Source organism: Chengkuizengella axinellae, from assembly GCF_030730905.1.
GTDB lineage: Bacteria > Bacillota > Bacilli > Paenibacillales > KCTC-33759 > Chengkuizengella > Chengkuizengella axinellae.
This window is the reverse complement of record NZ_JAVAMP010000001.1, coordinates 399,597-422,192: the sequence shown is the minus strand read 5'-3', so window position 1 is coordinate 422,192 and position 22,596 is coordinate 399,597. Positions and strand designations below refer to the sequence as shown.

The 22,596-nt window shown below is 33.1% G+C and carries 27 protein-coding genes and 3 pseudogenes; 5 read left to right on the top strand and 25 right to left on the bottom strand.

The annotated features are described in order from the left end of the window. Positions 1 to 31 precede the first annotated feature (31 nt). Positions 32 to 181: pseudogene (locus Q5Y73_RS02125) on the bottom strand (DJ-1/PfpI family protein); the annotation flags it as partial. A gap of 199 nt (positions 182 to 380) precedes the next feature. Here Q5Y73_RS02125 and Q5Y73_RS02120 point away from each other — a divergent pair. The 3 genes from Q5Y73_RS02120 (at position 381) to Q5Y73_RS02110 (ending at position 3,527) form a co-directional block, all read left to right on the top strand. Next, the gene (locus tag Q5Y73_RS02120; RefSeq protein ID WP_305990193.1) at positions 381 to 2,024 is read left to right on the top strand and encodes an RNA polymerase sigma factor; all 1,644 of its coding nucleotides are present in this window, start codon (positions 381 to 383) and stop codon (positions 2,022 to 2,024) included. A 36-nt stretch (positions 2,025 to 2,060) separates the two neighbouring features. Further along, positions 2,061 to 3,146: a hypothetical protein gene (locus tag Q5Y73_RS02115; protein ID WP_305990192.1), complete on the top strand. Its 1,086-nt coding sequence runs from the start codon at positions 2,061 to 2,063 to the stop codon at positions 3,144 to 3,146. A gap of 210 nt (positions 3,147 to 3,356) precedes the next feature. Continuing rightward, complete coding sequence (locus Q5Y73_RS02110; RefSeq protein ID WP_305990191.1) at positions 3,357 to 3,527, top strand: hypothetical protein; 171 nt, start codon at positions 3,357 to 3,359, stop codon at positions 3,525 to 3,527. A 116-nt stretch (positions 3,528 to 3,643) separates the two neighbouring features. On the opposite strand, the gene Q5Y73_RS02105 is transcribed toward Q5Y73_RS02110, so the two are convergent. The 11 genes and pseudogenes from Q5Y73_RS02105 to Q5Y73_RS02060 all read right to left on the bottom strand — a co-directional run bounded on the left by Q5Y73_RS02105 (position 3,644) and on the right by Q5Y73_RS02060 (position 10,239). Next, on the bottom strand, positions 3,644 to 4,387 hold the full coding sequence (locus Q5Y73_RS02105; RefSeq protein ID WP_305990190.1) for a glycerophosphodiester phosphodiesterase: 744 nt from the start codon (positions 4,385 to 4,387) through the stop codon (positions 3,644 to 3,646). A gap of 176 nt (positions 4,388 to 4,563) precedes the next feature. Further along, on the bottom strand, positions 4,564 to 5,574 hold the full coding sequence (locus Q5Y73_RS02100) for a serine hydrolase domain-containing protein (RefSeq protein WP_305990189.1): 1,011 nt from the start codon (positions 5,572 to 5,574) through the stop codon (positions 4,564 to 4,566). Between the two features lie 9 nt (positions 5,575 to 5,583). Then, the gene (locus tag Q5Y73_RS02095) at positions 5,584 to 6,186 is read right to left on the bottom strand and encodes an NUDIX hydrolase (protein WP_305990188.1); all 603 of its coding nucleotides are present in this window, start codon (positions 6,184 to 6,186) and stop codon (positions 5,584 to 5,586) included. Between the two features lie 18 nt (positions 6,187 to 6,204). Further along, entirely contained in the window at positions 6,205 to 6,534 is a 330-nt protein-coding gene (locus tag Q5Y73_RS02090; RefSeq protein ID WP_305990187.1) for a cupin domain-containing protein, read from the bottom strand. Positions 6,535 to 6,913: 379 nt separating this feature from the next. Next, positions 6,914 to 7,615, bottom strand: coding sequence for a class I SAM-dependent methyltransferase (locus Q5Y73_RS02085; RefSeq protein ID WP_305990845.1), 702 nt, complete (start codon positions 7,613 to 7,615; stop codon positions 6,914 to 6,916). Beyond that, positions 7,582 to 7,722 (bottom strand): hypothetical protein, encoded by a 141-nt coding sequence (locus Q5Y73_RS02080; protein ID WP_305990186.1) that lies wholly within the window; start codon positions 7,720 to 7,722, stop codon positions 7,582 to 7,584. The genes Q5Y73_RS02085 and Q5Y73_RS02080 overlap by 34 nt, the downstream gene beginning before the upstream one ends. 108 nt (positions 7,723 to 7,830) lie before the next feature. Next, a pseudogene (locus Q5Y73_RS02075) lies at positions 7,831 to 8,810 on the bottom strand (NAD(P)-dependent alcohol dehydrogenase). A gap of 23 nt (positions 8,811 to 8,833) precedes the next feature. Then, positions 8,834 to 9,130 carry a hypothetical protein gene (locus tag Q5Y73_RS02070; RefSeq protein ID WP_305990185.1) on the bottom strand — a complete coding sequence of 99 codons (297 nt, stop codon included), beginning with the start codon at positions 9,128 to 9,130 and terminating at the stop codon, positions 8,834 to 8,836. Then, positions 9,127 to 9,390: a sigma-70 family RNA polymerase sigma factor gene (locus tag Q5Y73_RS24760; RefSeq protein WP_371320126.1), complete on the bottom strand. Its 264-nt coding sequence runs from the start codon at positions 9,388 to 9,390 to the stop codon at positions 9,127 to 9,129. Before Q5Y73_RS24760 ends, Q5Y73_RS02070 begins: the two co-directional genes overlap by 4 nt. Positions 9,391 to 9,692: 302 nt before the next feature. Next, the gene (locus Q5Y73_RS02065; protein WP_305990184.1) at positions 9,693 to 9,944 is read right to left on the bottom strand and encodes an alpha/beta fold hydrolase; all 252 of its coding nucleotides are present in this window, start codon (positions 9,942 to 9,944) and stop codon (positions 9,693 to 9,695) included. Position 9,945: 1 nt separating this feature from the next. Next, positions 9,946 to 10,239, bottom strand: coding sequence for an alpha/beta fold hydrolase (locus tag Q5Y73_RS02060; RefSeq protein WP_305990183.1), 294 nt, complete (start codon positions 10,237 to 10,239; stop codon positions 9,946 to 9,948). 310 nt (positions 10,240 to 10,549) lie between these two features. Between Q5Y73_RS02060 and Q5Y73_RS02055 the strand changes: the two genes are divergently transcribed. Continuing rightward, positions 10,550 to 11,071 carry a YfiT family bacillithiol transferase gene (locus Q5Y73_RS02055; RefSeq protein WP_305990182.1) on the top strand — a complete coding sequence of 174 codons (522 nt, stop codon included), beginning with the start codon at positions 10,550 to 10,552 and terminating at the stop codon, positions 11,069 to 11,071. Between the two features lie 358 nt (positions 11,072 to 11,429). On the opposite strand, the gene Q5Y73_RS02050 is transcribed toward Q5Y73_RS02055, so the two are convergent. The 13 genes and pseudogenes from Q5Y73_RS02050 to Q5Y73_RS01990 all read right to left on the bottom strand — a co-directional run bounded on the left by Q5Y73_RS02050 (position 11,430) and on the right by Q5Y73_RS01990 (position 21,500). Continuing rightward, positions 11,430 to 12,869 (bottom strand): M1 family metallopeptidase, encoded by a 1,440-nt coding sequence (locus Q5Y73_RS02050; RefSeq protein ID WP_305990181.1) that lies wholly within the window; start codon positions 12,867 to 12,869, stop codon positions 11,430 to 11,432. After that, positions 12,836 to 13,465 (bottom strand): phosphoribosylglycinamide formyltransferase, encoded by a 630-nt coding sequence (gene purN / locus Q5Y73_RS02045; RefSeq protein ID WP_305990180.1) that lies wholly within the window; start codon positions 13,463 to 13,465, stop codon positions 12,836 to 12,838. The genes Q5Y73_RS02050 and purN overlap by 34 nt, the downstream gene beginning before the upstream one ends. 167 nt (positions 13,466 to 13,632) lie before the next feature. Beyond that, positions 13,633 to 14,199 carry an AAA family ATPase gene (locus Q5Y73_RS02040; protein ID WP_305990179.1) on the bottom strand — a complete coding sequence of 189 codons (567 nt, stop codon included), beginning with the start codon at positions 14,197 to 14,199 and terminating at the stop codon, positions 13,633 to 13,635. A 57-nt stretch (positions 14,200 to 14,256) separates the two neighbouring features. Beyond that, complete coding sequence (locus Q5Y73_RS02035) at positions 14,257 to 15,021, bottom strand: nucleotidyltransferase domain-containing protein (protein WP_305990178.1); 765 nt, start codon at positions 15,019 to 15,021, stop codon at positions 14,257 to 14,259. Between the two features lie 42 nt (positions 15,022 to 15,063). Further along, positions 15,064 to 15,873: a class I SAM-dependent methyltransferase gene (locus Q5Y73_RS02030; protein WP_305990177.1), complete on the bottom strand. Its 810-nt coding sequence runs from the start codon at positions 15,871 to 15,873 to the stop codon at positions 15,064 to 15,066. 27 nt (positions 15,874 to 15,900) lie between these two features. Further along, positions 15,901 to 16,260 (bottom strand): NUDIX hydrolase, encoded by a 360-nt coding sequence (locus Q5Y73_RS02025; RefSeq protein WP_305990844.1) that lies wholly within the window; start codon positions 16,258 to 16,260, stop codon positions 15,901 to 15,903. Between the two features lie 60 nt (positions 16,261 to 16,320). Then, positions 16,321 to 16,743: pseudogene (locus Q5Y73_RS02020) on the bottom strand (NUDIX hydrolase); the annotation flags it as partial. Positions 16,744 to 16,809: 66 nt separating this feature from the next. After that, positions 16,810 to 17,286 carry a GNAT family N-acetyltransferase gene (locus tag Q5Y73_RS02015; protein WP_305990176.1) on the bottom strand — a complete coding sequence of 159 codons (477 nt, stop codon included), beginning with the start codon at positions 17,284 to 17,286 and terminating at the stop codon, positions 16,810 to 16,812. Positions 17,287 to 17,312: 26 nt separating this feature from the next. Continuing rightward, positions 17,313 to 18,926 carry a M1 family metallopeptidase gene (locus Q5Y73_RS02010; RefSeq protein WP_305990175.1) on the bottom strand — a complete coding sequence of 538 codons (1,614 nt, stop codon included), beginning with the start codon at positions 18,924 to 18,926 and terminating at the stop codon, positions 17,313 to 17,315. 59 nt (positions 18,927 to 18,985) lie between these two features. Then, on the bottom strand, positions 18,986 to 19,378 hold the full coding sequence (locus Q5Y73_RS02005; protein WP_305990174.1) for an HIT family protein: 393 nt from the start codon (positions 19,376 to 19,378) through the stop codon (positions 18,986 to 18,988). 178 nt (positions 19,379 to 19,556) lie between these two features. Further along, the gene (locus Q5Y73_RS02000) at positions 19,557 to 20,267 is read right to left on the bottom strand and encodes a hypothetical protein (protein ID WP_305990173.1); all 711 of its coding nucleotides are present in this window, start codon (positions 20,265 to 20,267) and stop codon (positions 19,557 to 19,559) included. A gap of 42 nt (positions 20,268 to 20,309) precedes the next feature. Next, positions 20,310 to 20,657: a hypothetical protein gene (locus tag Q5Y73_RS01995; protein ID WP_305990172.1), complete on the bottom strand. Its 348-nt coding sequence runs from the start codon at positions 20,655 to 20,657 to the stop codon at positions 20,310 to 20,312. A 318-nt stretch (positions 20,658 to 20,975) separates the two neighbouring features. Then, the gene (locus Q5Y73_RS01990) at positions 20,976 to 21,500 is read right to left on the bottom strand and encodes a GNAT family N-acetyltransferase (RefSeq protein WP_305990171.1); all 525 of its coding nucleotides are present in this window, start codon (positions 21,498 to 21,500) and stop codon (positions 20,976 to 20,978) included. A 303-nt stretch (positions 21,501 to 21,803) separates the two neighbouring features. Between Q5Y73_RS01990 and Q5Y73_RS01985 the strand changes: the two genes are divergently transcribed. Further along, positions 21,804 to 22,532 (top strand): MBL fold metallo-hydrolase, encoded by a 729-nt coding sequence (locus Q5Y73_RS01985; protein ID WP_371320125.1) that lies wholly within the window; start codon positions 21,804 to 21,806, stop codon positions 22,530 to 22,532. The last annotated feature ends 64 nt before the right edge of the window (positions 22,533 to 22,596 follow it).

Genomic DNA, 22,596 nt, shown 5'->3' with positions numbered 1-22,596 from the left:
CGTTTCGCCACACAATACCTCTACGCTCATATTACATCCTTGTTTCTACAGCTGCTGCAATTTGTGATCCAGCAAACCGTTCCGTAATCCATAAATCTAGATCTACACCCGAAGTTACACCACGTGCAGTGATGACATTACCGTCATCCACAATACGATAATCTAATAAATCAACACCAAAAGTTTACGTTCAACAAAATACAACTCTAGCATATCCTATCATAATTTTCCCTATTGTATAAATATTTTCCTAACTTTCATCATTAAGTAAAGGAAATAAAAGGTTTCATCAAGAAATTATTAAAAAAATATATTATTTGTGTCAGAAAAAGAAGTGAAGCTGCATCTTATTATTAGATGCTATTGTAGGAGAGGATGTTTTGATTAATCACTTGCTCAAAAAAACAAAGAATGAAGTATTAGTAGAAGCTGCAAAAAATGGAGATGAATCTGCCTTTAATGAATTAGTTCATCGCTACCGCACTCGAGCTTTTGTTTGGGCTAAAAATATAACAAAAGATATCCATCTTGCTGAAGATATTGTACAAGAAGCTTTGTTCAATGCTTTTTTACAATTAAGTTCCATCTCTAATCCGTCTCAATTTGAGTCATGGCTGTACACAATTGTAAGAAATCAAACATATATGAAATTACGCACAGTTGCATACAAACGAGAACAATCTTTTACTGTAATGAAACTAGAGAATAATGGAACCGAAGACCAATTAGACAGTTTTATTCACTACATGATGAAAAAAACACCCATTTCGGGTGATGCGGAAAACGACCCTTCTAAAATTGTTGAAGCAACCGACTTTGAATTGATGATGTTAGAAGTCTTAGAAAAATTATCTGCAACTGAAAAATCCATATTTATGGATCACTATTTTAATGATTTCCTTCCAATAGAAATTGCAAAAAGACATGGAATAACAATAGATAATGTATACAAGATATTGTCCAGATCTAGAGCTAAGGTTAAAGAAGAACGCTTCCGGTTGTATATGAAAGAATATATTCATGAAAGAAAGAAAACAAAAACAAATCAAAATGTTGTCATTCTACCACAACCTAATAATCAAAAGTTAATTTGGAAACAAAATAAAAATACTTTCGTTTGTTCACTCTATTGTATCTTGCAGCATTCTAAGACGGATCATTATTCGTTTACTGATGTAATGGGTTTAACTAGTCAAGCCTTTCGAATGACAATTGAAACAGAACAAATAGATAAAAATGGACATTACATGTATTTTTGGGAACCTGTCTTTATGCAAGGTTTAAATAATTTAGGTTTAACATGTACCATGACTGGTGATGGAGGTGTTTCCCCTTCTCCATATATGCTGAATCAAGGCATCCATCATATTCGGGAGTCACTGTCACAAGGGAATCCATTAATGGCTTGGGATTTGTTCTCTGTAGGTTTTGGCATCATATATGGTTACGATGATCACAATCAAGTCCTATACGCACTAGATGGAAATAAAACGCGAACCATACCATATGAACGACTTGGAAGAGGAACTACCGAGGGATTATTTATCTTATCCTTTTCCAAAGCTAACACTCTACTACACTCTAAAACTGCATTAAAAAGTGCATTGCAAATGATCATAAAACATGCTTATCGCGAAATGACGTTTATCGGATATGCAACTGGACTATCCGCATATGATCATTGGAAAAATGCTTTTCTACATAAAAAAGTAAACCCTCTCGGAAATGCTTTTTGTGCAGCTTATTATGCCAATGCTAGAAAACATGCTGCTCTTTTTATGTACGATCAGGCTAAGCGATATAAACATGACATATGGGTTTCTAAGCTTTTTAAGGACACTGCAAACTCATACAGTACAGTTGCAAAATTATTAACCCGTATATCGGAGCTCTTTCCACTTCCAAAAGGGGGTGTACCCAGCCATCCTGATAAAATCAAACTTGCCGTTCAATATCTTGAAACAGCAAAAGAAAACGAGGAAGAGTGTTTAAATAAAATTAAGCAATTAATTCATTTATTATAATGAAAAGGAATGGTGATTACATTGGAGCAGCCTTTAATGAAAACAAATGAAAATGAAAAACGGTCTACTAATACTCATAACAAAGTAAAAGCATTACAAAACTATCACTTCTCAGGCATTCATGCTTCGCATATTGGAGCGATCAAATCTTGCTTAGATTACTACAATATAGATAGCTCCATCTCCTGGTTATTTGGTATGACTGGCCACGCATTTATTACTGTAGTAGATGAACAGATGATGAATCCAAACGTTGGATTACCGGAAGAAAGCTTCTATAAACTAGCAAAAAACTTAGGTTTACAAATTGAAGGCTATCATAAGATCATATCTAATGATCAATTCAACTCTCATCAAAAAAAAGCATGGGATAAAATTCGTTATGCCATAGATAAAAATTATCCTGTATTTGCTAAGGAGTTAGATTTAGGGAATGAAACCTCCCTTATATACGCTTATGGGAATAAAGGCTATTATACACATTCATGGCATGAAGCAAACGGATTTCATAAGGGAGATGGTGAGATTCCATGGGAAATGTTAGGTCAAAATTTTTGTCCTTGTGTTGAATGTAATGAGCGGTCATTAGGACCAAGCACTTATCTAGGTGAACTCTCAAAAGGTGGGTTATTATCTGTTCATTGGGCAACAAAAACAAAAAGAGTTGCAACAGAAAGAGCATTTAAAGAGGCACTACAATTGGTTCTGCAGCTCAACAAAAAAGAAGAATACATGTGGGGTCAGAAAACTTATTATTCTGGAATTAGAGCATATGATCATTGGATTGATTCAGTTCGTAAAGGAACAATACTCGGTTTCAATATGGGGTATTACACAGATATATGGCACGAAAGCCGACACCATGCGGTTATGTTCTTAGAAGAAATTCAAGCTCAAATTAAAACCCCTGAAGTCCAAAAAGCACTTCAAGTGTATAAATCAATCAAAACAGCATACAAGCAATTAAATGATTTATTCCCTTGGATGCAACCAAAGAACAAGATTGAAGACCCATTCCGTAGAAAAGAAACTGTTGAACTTCTTGAATTAATTAGGGACTTAGAGGTTAAAGCATTAAAAGCACTAAAGAAACTCTCTTTAAGCTTTGGGGATGACAACTGATAACATTTACTTACAGGGTCCTAGGTCTGATTCCAATGATGTACTGGAGTCAGACCTTTTAATAAACTTAAAAACTATCCCCTCTTTTACCTCTAGTAATAATGTTCCCCCTCCGTAAAATCATTTATATTTCTAACCATATTAATCTCCCTAGTTGTATTCGTGAGTATTCAAGAGATAATATAACTTCATAATGGAGGTGAATTACACATGGCAAATAAATCTGATTGCTGTGGCAAAACATTAAAAGATGTTTGTTTAGTTTTTGATAATAGTGTAGGAGTGTTAAATCTTGACGGCTTACCTAATCTTAATGATGGTATGCTTCCGCTTAATGATGCGAATTCACTTCTTGTTAATGAATTACCACCCATATCATAAATTCAAATATAACTGGTCTTCGAATTGAGTGAATTTTTTTTAAACGACCACAATTTATTGTTATAAGATACAAAAAATAGCTGACAATCATCAACTTTTTTTGTATCTTCAGGTTTTCACTCAAACAAAGAGGATCTTACCTTTATTGCTCTTTCTGGAAAATCAGTCATCAACGCAGATAAACGCTTTGCCAACAGTTCTTTCATTTCTGTCTCATCATTAATCGTAAAGGCTCGAACAGGTATGTACTTTTGAGCTTCTGCAACCATATTTGAAAGAGCATATGACCTAGAACAGTGTAATGCTGAAGCACCTAAACTTTTCACATAATGCCAAGGCTGATATAAAATATCTGTAGTTAATACAGCAGTCTTTATCTCACCTGAAATTTGGTTCACCTTAACTAAGCTATAATGATTAAAAGAAGATAAGATAACTGAGTCCGATAAACCATAATTATGAACCATTTGGATCACCTTTTCTTCTAATCCTTTATAAGGAATAAGGTCATTTTTAAGCTCAATGTTTAATCTCATGCTCTTGTTGCTTATCCATTCTAAAACCTCTTGAAGAGTAGGGATTTTCTCTCCTTTATATTTTTGCGAAAACCAAACTCCTGCATCCAGTTGTTTCATTTCCTTTTCTGTTTTATCTTGAACAAACCCTGTCCCGTCCGTGGTTCGATCCACTTTCTCATCATGTAAAACTACAACTTCTCCATCCTTTGTTAAATGAACATCCAATTCAATGCCTTCTGATCCAACTTCATAAGCCTTTTCAAAGGACGTCATTGTATTCTCTGGATGGGTACCGCTAGCACCACGATGAGCAAAAATAAGTGTTCCATTGTGAAGATTCATTCTTTTAAAACCTCATTTGTATTTGTATTTTCATTAATATATGTATATAGAGAGATTGTTTAAATCATTCGTAACTCTTCTTCAAAACAAACACTCGTTTCACAACCTATATATTGTCCAAAATCCTCCATTTTATCAAGCTGAAAATCTCTTTTCTGACTATGTATTGTATAAGTCTATATTTGTTTAATACCTTCCAAAACCATATTTCCAAAGGTTTGTATATCTTGCACATAGTCGTATTGCGCTGGATTTGGAACCGTTTGATTCAGCATTTTTACAGCTACAGTATTATATTGAGGAATAACTAAACAAGCACATCCAGTGACTCCTAATGATTGATACGACCCAACTGGCAGCTCATGCCCCATTTCTGAATTATCTCTATGAATGTCCTTGACCCACCAGAAGAATCCATTTCGTGGAGATTCAGGTTTTAAAGTAATCGGGCTTACAATAGAGGTAGACTGCTCAAATATGATGGGAGGTAGATTCTGCTTTCCTTTTAAATTGCCTTTTGAGAGATGTAAATAACCCCATAAAGCCAATTCTCTAGTACTAACAAATAGATTCGGATCGTTCCCCTTATCTCCAGAATATTGTTCGTTTAGCCAAACTAAATCTTCTTTGTGATGTTGTTCCCATCCCGTTTCTACAAATCCGTAAGGGTTAAATATTTTTTCTTTTACAATCTGTGCTAATGGTTTATTGTATACATTTTGTATCATTTGAACGAGAAGGTTTACACCAACATTTTTGTAATTCCAATCCGTTCCAGCAGGAAATGCGCCTGTACCTTGATTTGTTAAACCATGAGTATGTGTTAATAAATGACGAATAGTAACTTCCTCATCTGTGTTATCGTCTAGATTTGCTAGTGGTAAACCATAATCTAATATAGGATCATCAATACTTTTGATTTCCCCCTCATAAACAGCAACACTTACTACTAAACCTAAATATGTTTTACGAACAGAAGCTATATTAAACCGCGACTTTTCATCCACTTTCCGACTATTAAGAGAAAAATCGTGTTGACCACTGTACCATTCATTTACAACTTGATCGTTACATATAACATAACTTGCAGCAGCTGAAGCTGAAACTACCTCTCTCATGTTGTCAATATACTCATTTAAGGATGAAAAATAGGGGGTTGAAATTGAAGTTTTATTTATATATTTCAACGCAATCACCTAACTTCTATTTAATAGAAAATGAAATAAATGTTCATAATAGGAGCCATAAGAATTTAAGAAGCTGTTTTTATGAACGATACGATCCATGTTTTCGTTACTTGGGGTTATTTCAACTGCATTGATTTCACTTAAACGCCCTGCAAAAAGATCTATCACATCATTCAGCTTTATTTTAAAAATACTAGCCACTTCCTCAAGCTGAAGTTGAAATGCAGGCATGGTTACTGTTTCATATAAAAACACATGACAAAACTCTCGATCAATAATGACATCTGTTTTTATTTCTTCTTTAATTGTGCCTATGGACACTAGATCCTCAAACTCTACTGCCAATCCTAATTCCTCTTCAACTTCCCTAATTCCATCTTTGATCGTTTCATTTGCAAGTAAATGTCCAGCAGAAGTGATATCTAGTAAATTAGGGTAATCAGCTTTGCATGACGCTCTTTTTTGAAATAATAAATATGTATTTCCTTCCTCTTTTACGGTGATCCAGCAATGAAACGTTTCATGCCAATATCCTTCTTTATGCACAGCATCTCTAGGCTGCTGCCCTATCAAATTCATGTCTTCATCAAAAATATGAAGTACTTCTGTCATGCTCTCACTCTTTTCTATTTATGCGTTTGTATATTCTGCCGGAGAGAAAAAAACGATAATGGTAAGATCTTTTTCGATATCGTAAAATCGATGCTCTACATTTTTCTCTACAAAAACAAATGAACCTGCTTTAACTGAAAAATGCTTCTCACCTACAAACATTTGCGATTCACCTTCAATAATATAATATAGTTCGTCCTCTGTATGTGGCTTTTGAGTATCTACATCACCTGCTTTAAGCTCATAGATACCAACACTCATTGAAGGTACTTTTAAAAATTCATTATATTGTTGATTAGATGATTTTGATTTTTCCAGTAATTCTTCTAGATTAAAAATGGATTCCATTTTCTTCATCTCCTTAATTTATTATATCGTTATTCGTTAATAGAACAAAAACTCCTATCGAATCTCTTGATGATGTAGTTGAATCTACCAGTGATTTACACAAAAAGCTTGGAATGAATATTCCAAGCTTTTAAATTTTTTTAATATCATTTAAATATTACAACTAAAAGAATATCCGCTAAGTATTAAAAATGTCGTTTCAACGACTGGACTACCACCCTTTTCAAAACATAAATGACTTGCAGATTTTATCTCTTTGTTGTTGAAATATATTTCGGAAGCAAGTAAAAATAAGATTACACTTAATGCAGATATTACTACAATTAGATATTGTCGTTTGACTGTTAATTTCTTAAGATTAATGAAGAACACTCCTTTGTCAACGTGAACCAACAATCTTTAACCACTTTTGCTTGAACATCATCTCATTATCTTTTACAAACGGAAACATCCCCGTTACTTTTTCATTTTTTAATATTTCTTCATTTAATTTTACTATAATTTCTTCACCTATTTTATGTTCAGTTTTAGTTAACTTTAACCACTTTTGAACATTCACATCTACTGATATAATTTCAGTAGTTATATTTTTTAATTCTGTAGTAGTAAACATGTCTATTAGATGTGATGCTTTAAGTGCATAAGTATGTGAAGGATCTCTTAATCTCTCATAGTGGTTATATGATTGATACAGCACTCCCTCTTCAGGAGAAATCATGTCAACAACACAGACATTTCCACCCTCTTTACAAACTCTAACCATTTCTCCTAGTATTACAACAGGTTTTATAAAATGGTGAAATGCGAATCTGCTGAATACTAAGTCAAATTCCCTTGGAGTGAAAGGAAGGTGCTCCACATTCCCTATATGAAAATGTACATTCTCTATTCCTAAGTTCTTGTTTTCTTTTATCCCCTCCTGTATCATATCTTCTGACACATCGATAGAAGTCACTTCTTTGACAAATGGAGAAATAGCCCTACTTAATATACCCGTTCCTGCCGCTACATCTAATACTTTCATCTCTTTGTTTAACTCTAAACTTTCTAATACCCATGAAGATAATCTTTGTTGTTTAATGTTAATCCTGTGTTTGAAAAATGCTTAGCCTGTTTTTTAAATTCATTTTTTACTACTTTTTCATTTGTATTGCTCACGCTCATCTCACCTTTCTTTTCTTCACTCATCTCAACTGATTTCCATTTACTTCTATAAGTAAATTAGAACTATTCTACCATGTTCGGTATAGCAGTTCAATGGGATTTTTAGAACAGCCCCCAAACAACTTCCTTAGATTATTTCTTCGATGGTATAACAGTTTGATTCAATGTTATAACAACATTCCCCTTCTTCTGTCCAGTTTCAACGTACTTATGAGCCTCAGCAGTTTGTTCTAACAGATAGAATTTATCTATGACCGATTTTATTTTACCTGATTCTATAAGCTCTTTGAGAAAAGTGAATTCTTCAGATCTATATCTAGCTAGCTCAAAAGTAACTTTCTTGTCTGTTGTCATTGAAGTCCAAAGCCCTCTAATCATTCCCGAGAGGCTTGGATTACCTAAAACATAACGACCATTTTTCTTCAGCGATTTTACACTTCTTTCCAACAACATCAATAATTACATCATAAGTCTCACCACTTCTAGTGAAATCTTTTTTTGTATAATCTATGACATGATCTGCACCAATAGAGATTAATGTTTTTAATTTCCTCCCACTATCAACACACGTCACTTCAGCCCCAAATGACTTAGCTATCTGAACAGCATAAGTTCCTATACTTCCGCCCGCACCATTAATGAGAACCCTTTCTCTAGGTTGAAGATTTGCTTTTCTAAGAAAATGCAATGCGTTCGCTCCCCCTGTCGGGATAGTGGTGGCTTCCTCATAAAGTCGTGTTATCTAGCTTTAATACCACTGGATAAGATTGAGGCAAACATACGTATTCAGCATAAGCACCAAAACGCATCAAGGTGGCTGCAAATACCTGGTCTCCCTTTTTGAATTTTGTTACTTTTTTACCAACTGCTTCAATTTCTCCAGCTAACTCTTGCCCTAGAAATTTTCTTGGTTTTAAAAGACCAAACATGATTCGAAAGGGGAACCAAACAAAAATTGGGACTTTGGAATATCTAGCTTCACAATCCCCCGCTGTTACGGTTGTCGCATGTACTTTGATCAGTATTTCATTGTCCTTAGGAGTAGGTTTTGATACCTCATTGAACTGAAGAACATCGGGTGATCCGTATTTTGTACATACAATCGCTTTCATAAGACACTCCTCCAATCATAAAATTATTTGCTAGAAGATTTTCGAAATGCTTCATTAAAAACAGCTGAAAATAAAAAGAAGGCAATGATGAGCAACCATACTGGAATCCAATATCCAGTGAAAATACCAATTAGAATATAAGTAACACATAAAGTAGACCAAACTGCAAAACCTATTCTTGAATACTTTACCTTGCTGATTTTATTCATGATAAAACCAATGATACAAGCAACAACACTCATTATTAATATAAACATGACCGGGGCCGTAGAATTCTGAGTGTTGATAAACTGTGATTCAATATTAATAGCTGATATCATTTGTTCATTGCATCTGAGTGATTAATCCGCTTTTCTTTCTTGAGGTAACTGTAGTAGTTATTTTTAGCTATTTGACAAAGCCAAACGGACATCTTACTTTTACCTTGGAAATGATCAATGTTTTTATAGGCTTTATAGAAAGTTTCTTGTGTGAGTTCCTCTGCCAAATCAGAATTCTTTGTTAGAATCATTAAGTATTTGAAGACATCATTTACATAATTGGTGTAAATTTTATCGAAAGCATTCAACCGCTTGCTCACCCCTTTCTACATCTATAAGACTATTGAAAATAAAATTCGTTACAAAATTCCATTAATTTTTTATTATCAATTGAGGTCAATATTATTAGCTATGTTTTTTAAAACAAATTATTCAATATAACATAATGTGAAATTTACAATTGCAGTACCTTAAGGTATTGACTTATCTACAAAACAACCCATTTATGTAATATGAGATTAAAAAAAACTCATGAATCACTTTCAAATTCATGAGTTTTAATTCATCTTTATTTTTAATACTATTTTCTAGAAAATCCAGAGTAAAACACTCGATTTTACAGTTATACAATCAGTGCTTCCTTCTCTACTAAAAAATCAACAATTTCTTTATTGATTAGTTCAGGTTGCTCCCCATTAATACTATGACCAGCATCCTTGATAATTTTTAAATTCAAACCAATTTCTTTATAGAACTCAGTTATATCTGGTTTATATACAAGTTTATCGTGGTCCCCGATTAAAAATAGTGCATTGTCTTTAAATTGTGAAAATGCTTGAATATCTTGTGATGCAATATTACGTACTAATGGCACACTACGCATTTTTAGGATTAGGATTTAATATTTCAGGCATGAATACAGCATAATTCAGCATTAATATTACGCCAAAGGAAACTCCGATCATATGGGCTTTTTTAACGTCAAGTGTATTTATGATTTCATGAATCCATTTTGTTTCATCAAAGCTCTTAAAAAATTGATCATTCGGTTCACTTTTCCCTGCCGCACCTAAAGTATCTACTGCAATCACGTAGAAATGTTTTATAAATGATTGAATATTATTAATCCACATTAAAGCTGAATTGTCCCCAGTTCCATGAAACAACACCGCTTACTACAAAGGGTGTATCTACAAACCACAAACTTATTTCTAATGGGTTAGAAAGTTTTAGATGTTAGACTAAAAGAAGAAGGAAATTCGAGGGATAATGTATTAAATGTATGTTGTTGTGACTTATTCTATTAAACACATTTAAAGGAATTAATTGGATTGGATTATAAGAGTTTAACAAATTATTCAAAAACTAATCACCAAATGTTCATATTTTCCAAAAAATAAGGAAAATGAGTGTTCAATGTGGAAGAAGTGATGTTTGATATACTATAAACAGTAGTCATTATTTTAACAGGAGGAATATATGGATCATTTACGTTATCCTATAGGGATTTTTGAACCCATACACAATCCAAATCACGAACATCGCAATATTTGGATTGAAGAAATTATAGAAATACCAAAAACACTTAGACATACTGTCCAAAACTTAACTTTAGATCAACTGAAAACACCTTATCGTTCAGGTGGCTGGACTGTTCAACAAGTAGTTCACCATATGGCTGACAACGATATGAATGCTTATATACGATTTAAGCGAGCATTAACTGAGGAGAACCCTATTTCAAGTTCATACAGAGAAGACTTGTGGGCAGAACTTAGTGATTATGACACATCAATTGAAAGTTCATTATTTCTTTTAGAACACCTTCACAATCGATTTTCAGCCTTACTTCGTTCATTAGAACCTAGCGAATTTCAAAGGGCAATGACAAGTCCGACTCATGGGGTCATGAGTCTTGATGTAGCTGCGCAAAGATATGTTTGGCACGGTCAACATCATATCGCCCAGATAGCGTCACTAAAGAAACGGATGGGATGGTGATGTTTATAACTCCATTTGAGGAAATATCAAGAAAATAACCGCCTTTCATAGGTATTAACAAGAATAAGTAGAATCCAGTTGAATCCAGTTGAATTTAATATTTGTCTGTATTAGATAAGGTACCTAACAAAAAAGGGAAAAAAGTTCCCTTATTTTATTGATTTTTTTAAATCAAAAAAAATAGAGGAAATTTTGTCCCTATTGACTACTTATACTTTCCAAAATTGTAAAAGTTGCTGTCACATCATCTACGTCAATAATCTCAACTATTTTCTTGTAGTCTAAACTAACAGGAACTGCGTTTTTATTGATATCTAACCTTTCCTAAAAATATGCGTAAGTTGAACAGAACCCATCTCTAATCCTTTGAATATTCCAACCAATCATCAAAAAACGCTGTGCTTTCCATATTAAAATAATACTGAGCAAAACGAATAAACTCTTCAGTGGTCACTTGTGAATATGCATACGTATCAACATATGCTTTTAAAAATTCAGTTGCATTATCTTGCATCCCATTTTCCTTCAATAATTCCCATATTTTCATAGGAGCTACACCATAATATAATCCTGTTAACCTTTTCTCTGTATTTGCAAACACTGATACATTTACAGGTTCAGTAGTTAATGAAAACTTCATTTGATTCGAACGATCTCTTGGGGAAGCAAAAGCTTCATTCTCATGTTGACCCATATAATCATAGTAGAAATACGAAGTAGCAAATGTCGTAAAGCCTTCATCCAACCAACTCTCATCAAAAGGATCGTTATTCACTATACCGTAAAACCATTGATGAGCAATTTCATGTACAAGGGATCGTATGGATGAAATAGTTACAATTCCTGGGTATTCCATACTTAAAAAGTGACTGTTTAAAATAATATCTAGTTGTTTATGTGGATAAGCATGAACTTCCTGATCGAAATATGCTAAAGCTGCCTTAGCTGTTTCCATGATATCATCTAATTCATGAGACCGTTCAGGTGGTACGGCCACTCTAATTTCAATATCATCTACTACATCTGTTTTAATGATCATATGTGTATTTAGTATTGTTATATACATTTCTTTTATATTTTCTGCACTAAATTCGCCTGAAGTTGTATTGGAAGGCATGTCTTGTTCTGAAGAGCTGAATATAGTATATCCTTGTGGAATATTAAAAGAGACATTGTATTCAGAATGGGTTGTATGATAGGATTCTGGGAGTGGAAAATAATCATTTTTATTCCATCCAGATTCATAATTCGCCAACATTGGGTACCATTGTGCTAAATGATAGTTGCCTCCATCTTCACTTAAACGGAATCCTCCTTCAGGAGCATTGAATTCGTAAGCAATACCAACGGTAGCTGTATCTTTAGGTTTTAATGGCTGTTCAAGTTGGAGCTTCAAAGTGTCGTATTGTAATTCATAATCAACAATTTTCTCATTTAAAGTAATATCATTAATCATAGCATCTGCAGTGTATTCTAATTGATAATTATAGAGATTCATTAATTCCTCATATTTCTCATTTCCTGCAGTAAACACATTTGGTATAAAATAAAATGTGATATCAGACCAGTCATCCTCAGATAAATTCTCAACCTCTATCTCAGTTTCTACAAAAAATCTGCCCTCTTCATTCATTTCAAAGTCAATATTATAGATTGCATAACTGTCGGCAGATACAGGGTTTACCAAGAAATCTGGCTCCTCTTCCAATACATTAAAAACTACGATACTGATGAAGAAAACTAGTAAAATGAATAAGATACCTATTAAAGTAACCTTTCTCCTACTGGATGTTCCCATAAAGAAATCCCCTCCTCACAAATTTTACATAAAGTATCTACTAATAATTGATGCTCTGTTACTAACACTCGTTCACTTAAATCTTCCACTGTATCATTCTCAAACACAGGAACTTTTTGCTGGGAAATGATATTTCCTGTATCATATTCTTCATCTACTAAATGTATTGTCACTCCAGTTTCAATTTCTTTATTTTCCAAAACTGCAGCATGTACATGATGTCCATACATCCCCCTCCCACCATATTTAGGAAGTAATGAAGGATGGATGTTGATCATTCTATTTTTATATCTGGATAATGTTAAGGGGCCTAACTTTTTCATATAACCCAACAGTAATATGTACTCTGCATTGTGATCTTGTAAGGTTTTTAATATGTTTTTATCTAATTGTTCTGGATTGGGATACTTTGCCTGACTTAAATGGTAGTTTGGAATATTCTCCTGATGTGCTCGTTCCATGACTTTAGATTTAGAGTTGTTACTGATTAATACACTAATTTCCGCTGATAATTTTCCATCTTTTATTGCTTCTACGACAGCTTGCATGTTAGAGCCACCATGAGATGATAAGATACCTATGCTCAACTTATTCATGAACTACTTCAACTCCTGAATATATTCAAACCCATTTATTTCTTTATTATTTCGAATAACAGTAAACTATTTTAGTCTAACGAATCAATCATACCACATTCTTTGTGTTAAGGTAATGAGATAAAGCGTTAATCTGTTAAATGAATTAACACTGCCTTGTATATCTTTTAGTTTGATCGTACGCAAAGTTTATACATAATCCATTTCTCAAAAAATGCGGCTACTTCTTCTTTCGTTTTACCTTGACTCTCATATATCACATGATCAGGTTGAGCTTCAGTGAATCGTTTCAAATGAGAAGACCAGATTAAATTAGCCTCAATAAGCTGTGGCTCCCAACCTCTTTCATGCAAACGGTTTTCGATATCTTTTAAATCTACGTCTATAAATCCAAATGCTGTATTGATGTTATCATACTGATTAACCCAGTCCATCACTTCGTGAGGCACAACTTGACCAAAAAGGACCGTTGATTTATGATTCTCTTTCATATTTTTAACTCCGTATTCAATCCATTCTCCTGTTCTCTTTATTCTAAAGTTTTCATCCACATCTTCTGGTATCCCCCATTCATCAAAATCATGTATACTAATAAACTCATTATTCAAATGCTGTAATGAATCTTTTAAAGTTGTTTTCCCAGCACCACTGGTACCCGTAACAAACAATAGATAGAGTTTTGGGTTCTTTATCTCATTTGTGTTTTTTACTGTATGTCCAACATTTCGTTCCATATAGTACAATCTCCCTTATTAGAAATTTTTCATAGATTGATATCCTCAAGCATTTTTTCATTCCACATTAGTTTTTATTTTCCATCCATCGATATGAAAACCACCCATCTTTTCCAAAACATAACCGTATAATTCCTTATATCTTTCCATCATCAGCTCTTTCACATTCTCTTCAATCACTTTAATAAACAACTTCCTAAATTGATCATCAGGAAATGGGTCTGTTAAATATTTTTCTTTATATTTCGGATCAGTCAAAAATGAATGTATTTTATAGTATGGTATTTGTTGATACCCTATGAAACTGCAATAATCGCTAAATAATTGACATAATGAATTATGGTAAACTAGTAAAAAATCGGATCTATCTTGTTCATAACAATCTAGTAAATTATCATAGGAATCCCAAATAGAGTACTTTTTTATTTCCAAAAATGTTTCATTCATTTCTTCATATTTTTTATTTTTCCATTGAGCTGCTTCCATTTTTAATTGTTCTATGATACCAGTACGATCAAATAAAACCTTTCCAGTTAAAAACTGAACCATAGACATCGTTCTTTTGTTTCTATAATCTTCTTCAAAATATTTAATAATTTGCTTTGGTGGATTCGCAAAATATTCTATGACAAAGCCATTAACTATCTTGTTTCCTCTTTCTCGCCAATTTAGGTTTTTATCTAATATAATGTGAATATCAATATCTGATCGGGGGGACGGATTTCCAGTAACGTAACTGCCGCACACCATAACTGCTGTTACTTCTGGATTACGCCTCCACTCTATCAAAAAAGAATCTAAAGCTTTTTCCCATTGTTCCATTTAAACTTCTCTCCAGTCATACTCCATTTTGTTTTAGGTAGTTTATCTAACTCTAGCACTTACAATATGATGGTAATTAATGACTTTCAACCCTTTTTTTGAAGCGTTGTTTTCAATTTTTTTTTCTACACCTTTTAAACATTGCTGCCATACATACCGTTTCACACTATCGTTCTGTCCAAAGCATTTTTTAATCAATACATCGTCTGGGGTAAATAGATACTCAACTTCTTCTATCACTTCTATTTTAAAATCTGATAATCCATCGCTATTTTTCAAATTGTATTTATGTTCAAATTTTTCAATATCATATGGGTTTAATTGCAAAGGAGCATACAACCCAGGGAACAAATCTCTTAAACCTCCATCAGTACCACTATGAAAAAGGCCCAACACGATCCCATTTGGTTTCAATATTCGACTAGCTTCTTCATACAACCAAGGGCCCTTTTTCGTATATATCAAGTCAAAATCACCTTCATGAAAAGGCAACTTATCATTTGCATCCACTAACTGAAATTGAATTCCTTTATCTTTATAAAGTTCGTTAGCCGTATTTATAAATTTCGGTTGTATGTCTATACCTACTACCTCTTTTACTCTAGGTATAAATTGATGAGTGAATTCACCATGTCCACACCCTACATCTAATATCTTAGAGGTTTCATTCAAATAATCTGATATAACGCTTGCAAATATCATTTCTGCTGTGGGTTCATCAAACTGGGATTTCCAAGGATATTTATAGATTTCTTCATTTTGATTTAAACGAGCATACCATTCAGGACTATGAGCAGGAATCCACTCTGGATGTTTTGAAGGATCAGGAAATAATACTTTATTATTTGTCATGTTTCTCTCCACCTTATTGTTTCTCCACTAATGTAAACTCTTATTAATTACTTTTAAAATTGAGTCTTTATATCCTTGAGCTAAATCCAACACATCTAGATCTTTTTTAGAAAACCAACCACACTCCATATGTTCATCGCTAAGTTGAATACTCAAATTACCCAGTACTTTACAATGGTAGGCAACAATAAAAACATGTCTATACGCAACAACTTCAAAATCGTATGCATTAATGATTTTTTCAACACTACAATTCAATCCTAGTTCCTCGTATATTTCTCTTACAACAGTCTCCTCTGGCACCTCACCAGATTCCATTCTTCCACCAGGCAATTCCCAGACATTTCTTTCATTTTTCACAAGCAACACTTTATCTTTATGTACAATGACACCCTTACAAGATACAGGTGCTTTATATGAGGTAGTGATTTCTCTTTTAGTAGACTCAATAAAATGTTGATAGTTCGCTCTTAAAGTATTAGGTAATTTATCGAGTGAAAAAAACTGTAAATCCATCGTTTCAACATCATCAATAATCAAGGAACCACTATAGTTCCTAGTATAATAAACAGCAGTTGTAGAGTAGAACTCATCTCCATTTGCAAGTTTAATGTAATACTTGTTTCCTGAATATACATTTAAAAATTTCAACTTTGTAATGGTCAAACCAGTCTCTTCAAACGCCTCCCGTATGGCAGTTTCCTCAAGGGATTCACCAAGTTCTGCTAGGCCTCCAGGCAAACCCCAACTCCCATCCTTACGCTGCTGCAATAATATTTGATTTTCCTTATTCATAATAATCGTGCAGGCACCTGTTAATATTAGTGGTTTATGTCCTATTTCTTTTCTCAATTTACTTACATAGTCCATCGCTAACATCTCCCCTAAATTACTTGATGTTTACTAGTCAAACCAATTTTTAATTAGTAAAGCCTATTAGTTACTTATTAACCTTTCATATACCCCTGGGGAGGAATTCTCAATTTCTACTGCATGTACTGTTTTTTTATAAAAGTCAGCTGCTTCATCTACCGCTCCAATAATTGCATATCCGTATCCTTCTTCTCTCATTGATATTAAACTTTTATATAATAATGCCCTACCAATTCCTAGTCCTCTTACATTTTCAGACACACCTGTTGGTCCAAAAAAGCCTTTTGCTGTGGCATCATAACAGGCGAAACCCACCACTTGTTTATCTTTCACTGCTATAAAACAAGAAATAGGTTTATTTGAAAAAGCTACATCACACTCACCTGCCCAATTGTCATAAAACTCATCCTTTACGTATTCAATAATGTTAAATTTGTCAGGTGCTAACGCTCTTTTTATAGTTATCCCTTCTTTTTTCAGCTCTTCTAAGCTAACTATTTCATCAGAAAGGTCATACAGTTTAACTAACATATCAAACATAATTTGTCCTCCTTTGGTATATACACTTAAAAATCTAACCATTCCTCAAAAAAGACAGTGCCCTCCATTTGAAAATAGGATTGTGCAAATCTCACAAATTCTATAGTATTCACTTGTTTATATGCATAAGTATCAAAATAAGCTTTCAAAAACGTAGTTGCATCATCCTGCATGCCATTTAGCTTCAGCAACTCCCATATTTTTATCGGCGCTAACCCATAATATAATCCAATTAATCTCTGTTCCTCATTATCAAACACAGAAGAATTGGCAGGTTCAATAACTCCTTGTTTGGAAATAGAGTTTAAATGACGATTAGGAAAATCAAACGATTCTTCTTCAGAATATTTCCAAAAATCATAAAAATAATATGAAGTTGCAAAAGTCGTAAACCCTTCATCAAACCAACTTTCATCAAAGGGATCATTACTAATGATGCCATAAAACCATTGATGGGCAATTTCATGAACAAGAGGATCTACTGATGAAATCGTTACAATTCCGGGGTATTCCATACTCGGTAAGTTTTCTCCCAATACAATGTCAAATTGTTTGTGAGGATAGTTGCCAACTTCATTATGAAAATATGATATGGCATCCTTAGCTGTTGCTAAAGCCTCATCTACATCCTGAGACTGTTCCGAAAAGGCGGATATTCTAATTTCTATATCCTCTATATAATCTGATTGAAAAACCATGTCATTCTGCAATACTGAAACAAACATTTCTTTTACATTTAACGCACTGAATTCACCTGCTGTTGAACCAGAAGAAGGGTCACTTTCCGAGGAGCTAAATATAGTAAAGCCTTCTGGAATGTCAAAAGAGACATGAAAATCAGAGAAATTGGTATGATATGACTCTGGAATTGGAAAATAGTCATTTTTATTCCAGCCTGAATTATAATTTGCCAACATAGGATACCACTGTGCCAAATGGTAGTTTCCTTGGTCTTGTTTAAATCGCATTCCATTCATAGGGACGCTGAACTCATAAGATACACTAACTAACCTTTTGTCGTTCGGTAATAAAGGTTCACTTAATAATACTCTTAAAGTATCATACTCTAATTCATAGTCAGTAGATTGTTCATTTATATGAATATGATTTATTTTAGCGTCAGCACTGGCATCAATACTGTAACGATAAATTTGCAATAATTCCTCATATTTCTCATTTCCTGTTGTAAACACATTTGGTATAAAATAAAACACGATTTCTGACCAATCATCCTCAGATAAATTTTCAACCTCTATATCAGCTTCAACAAAAAATCTTCCATCATCATTCATTTCAAATGTAAGATTATATGTCCCTTTACTGCCGACAGGCACAGGATTCGGTACAAATTCATTAAATGATACTAACGGATTAGAATCATTTATTATATTTTGCTCTTCACCTGATAGAGAATGGGTTGATTCACTATCGTTTGTATTGTTTGAATCATTCTGTTTTATTTCATCCTGTTTCGTTTCATTGTTTTTATTTTGTGCAATACGATCTTCGTTTGTTTGATTATTTAATACGCCAACATCATCGTTTGTAATAAAAAAAATCGTGCCACCAAAAATAATAAATATTAGAATCAGAACGATGAATTTTAAAGGACTGCTGTATCTTTTTAGTTGAGATCCCATCACCATCATCTTCCTTTCCTAAATATGAATTTTCAAAAACGAGTTACTACCTTTCATATTCATAGACTGGGGCGTTTATTCTCCCTTTGTTTTAGGTGATTTCTGATCCCTTTATAAGCTAAGGGTTCATCCTTGTATCTTGGAATTACATGAAGATGGGCATGATTAATAGATTGACCTCCTACTGGCATACAATTCCATCCTACATTGTAACCTTCAGGATGATACATTTTATCTAAATACAACTTAACCTTTTTTAATAACGAGAACGTCTCTGCAACTTCTTCCTCAGATAAGTCAAATACAGTTTCTTTATGTTTTTTGGGAATAACGAGCCCCGAACCGATCAAAATCTCCTGTGGTTTCATAATAAAAACAGTTCTTTCTGTTTCGAAGATTATTTTTTGATCGTCAATTAGTTGGATAGGCCAACATAATGGACAATTTTTCATATATTCACCTCTATGTGGATAAATAGATTAAATATCAAATGTAAGTCTCCTTTGTGTATTGATTTTATTCTAGACTAACAAAAATATAAATAGACAATAAAGTATAGAAATGTCCACTTTTGGAAACAGATTATCTAGGTAATACTTATCCAAAGAAAAAAATGACCTACGATTTCTTTTATTGAACTTGGTTTAGGAGAACTACATGATAGAAAAAGTTACCATGATATAAATAACTTGTCTCTAAATATCCTTCCACATACACAAAATCATCTTCATTTATCCCTCTATCTATCTTATCTACAAAAAACATAACCATTGCTTCATTACCAATCATATATCCAATCTTATCGTTAATCATAAATTTTTCTTTAACTAAACCTTTTAGATGCCGAGTGATATGATTAATTTTCCACTCTGAATTTATTTTTTCAACAATATAATTTACTCTGTTTTTGTTTTTGTTTCTAAATGTTCTGGTTACTCCTACTAAAAACAGATCATCATTAATTTTGGTTATTTCATCAATTTGGAAATTTTTAAAGCCTGATCTATTTTCTTTAGCAAGCCTTGATACCATTTTTGAAACACTTATTTCTTTTAGCGCCTCTTGAGTCGTTGCATAATAAACTTCTCTGATGAAAACATCTGTAACAAACCTCTTATATTTTTTGATTCGATTCGCATGTTTAAAATATTGAGTTACAACCTCATAAACGCCATTTGCTTTAATCTCTGGTAAAAGCTCCACTGATTCATTCATGATTTGTTTTACTGGCAACATTCTAATCAATTTTTGCCTAATCGTTAAAGCTAACTCAAGAGCTTTTACTCCAAACACTAACAAGATAAAAAGCATGATAACAAAACCTAGTATTGTTTCCCCCATATTATATTCTACCCTCCTTCATTTCTTCTCTAATTATTTTTCCTAATGTCTTATTATTTCACTCGCTGCAGCTTGAGGAGGTGCAGAATATTTAACAACGTAATGACCATCTTCATCTGTTTTTATAACTACAGTCACCTTTTCTCCAACTTGAAGATTTTTATATAATTCTTCATCCTCAATATCGTAATAAATTAAATCAAAACTCTCATCTAAAATTGAAACAGATTCGATATCTTTTATAGCAATATCATTTGCTACTAAAATTTGTTGTCTGTCATCATTTTTATCAATGATATAATCTCCAACTTCTGTGTCTAATGGGTTATATACTAATATTCCAATAATAATAGCCAACATAGAAAAAACGAGTATAGTTAACTTTTTCAAAATTGCCTCCTAATCTTGATTTAATTACTTAAAAGAATGAAATTCAATAAAGAGGACCTTGCTTTCTGGGAGTTTTTTTATCTCCCTCTTGAAAAATAGGGAGCCTTACTGCATGTTGAACGTGATAAACTCTGTTGGGTTCTCTCTAATATAGTTACAAATCAATTCAATAGATTCTGAGCAGCTGACAAATATTGCTGATGTAGAGCATTCACCATCGAGTTTTTTCAACTATGGTTTCCATGTCATTTTTTCCTTAACTGCTTATTACTTAATTCTTCAAACGCTGATCGGTCTAATTTTACTAACATCCATCCCTTACATATCTTTTTTTATGTAGAAATATTCGTTTTCAAGAATAGACATGATAATCAATGACTCATATTTACCCTCATATAAAAACGCTTCCCTTAACAATCCTTCTTTTTTAAATCCTAATGATTTATATAGATAAAACGCACGTTGATTATGCTCCTTAACATCCAACCAAAGTCTGTGTGCATTTAATCTTTCAAACGCAAATTTTTTCACTAGATTCACAGTTTCTCTTCCATATCCCTTGCCTTTTTCAGAAATGACAATTCTTCTAAATTCAATATTATGGTCTTGTCCTTTATGACCTGAAAGTATTACATGGCCTACAGGTTGATGAGCCTCTACTTCCTCTACAATTAAATGCAATCTATTATTGTTAGACAATAAATTTAAATGATCACTTTTTTCCCAAGCTCTTACGAATAAACAATTTTCTATATTGTGTTCAGTCTCAACAACAAAGTCTAAATCTTTCTCTTCAGTAAGTCTTAAAGCAACCTTATTTGATTTTTCATATATTTGATTCATTAATTCACCCTCCTGTTCAATACGACACAATTATTCCAATTATATACAAACACCCACAAAAGTCTAGAAATACATCAAAATATAGTAGAGTTTACTATATCAGTAAATTATTGATATATTCCCATCACTAGTCTCGAGAAATCTATTGACTTTTATTATAAAATATGTTATAATAAAATATTTATTGACTTATTGTTATTTCAAAGTGTAAACTTACTGTAGAACATACATAAGCTTTCTATTTACTTCATTATCTTTTTTTGCACACGTAATAGAATTGATTTTTGGAGGGAATTGATGCATATGAGCAGTAATATTAAAATGTTAGAGATCGAATCAAATATCATGGGGCAAGCTATCTTCATACATCCTACACTTATTTGGGATCAAGAGATGGCTGTTCTTGTAGACACTGGGTATCCTGGTCAAAGAGAGCAGTTTTTGAAGTCATTTGATCCATACAATATCCCACCTGAGTTTCTTAGAAAGATCATCATCACTCACCATGATATAGATCATATCGGAAGTTTACCTGCATTTGTAAGTGAGTCCCCACAAAAAATTGAAGTTTTGGCAAACGCATTGGAAAAACCACACATACAAGGTGAAAAAGGGTTGTTAAAACTTACAGAAGAAGCATTGGCTAAAATAGATATGCTGCCAGAACAATGGCGAAATTCCCTTAAACCTATTCTCTTAAATCCACCTAATGAAAAAGTTGACAAAATAGTAACTGACGAAGAAGAATTGCCTTATTGCGGAGGCATAATCGTGATCAATACACCTGGACATACTCCCGGACATATTAGTTTGTATCATAAACAAAGCAAAACCCTTATTGCCGGAGATGCTTTAATTGTTGAAAATGGTCAGTTGTTGGGACCTGATCCAGAACACACAATGAATATGGATTTAGCACTGCAATCATTAAAAAAATTTACAACATTTGATATTGAAACTGTGATTTGTTATCACGGTGGGCTGTATAATGTAAATGTGAATAAACGTATTACTGAATTAACCTTATCGTAGCAAGTTGACTTTGCAATTGCCACATGGAAGTGACTGTCTTTTCAATTCAGTTAAAGTATCTTTC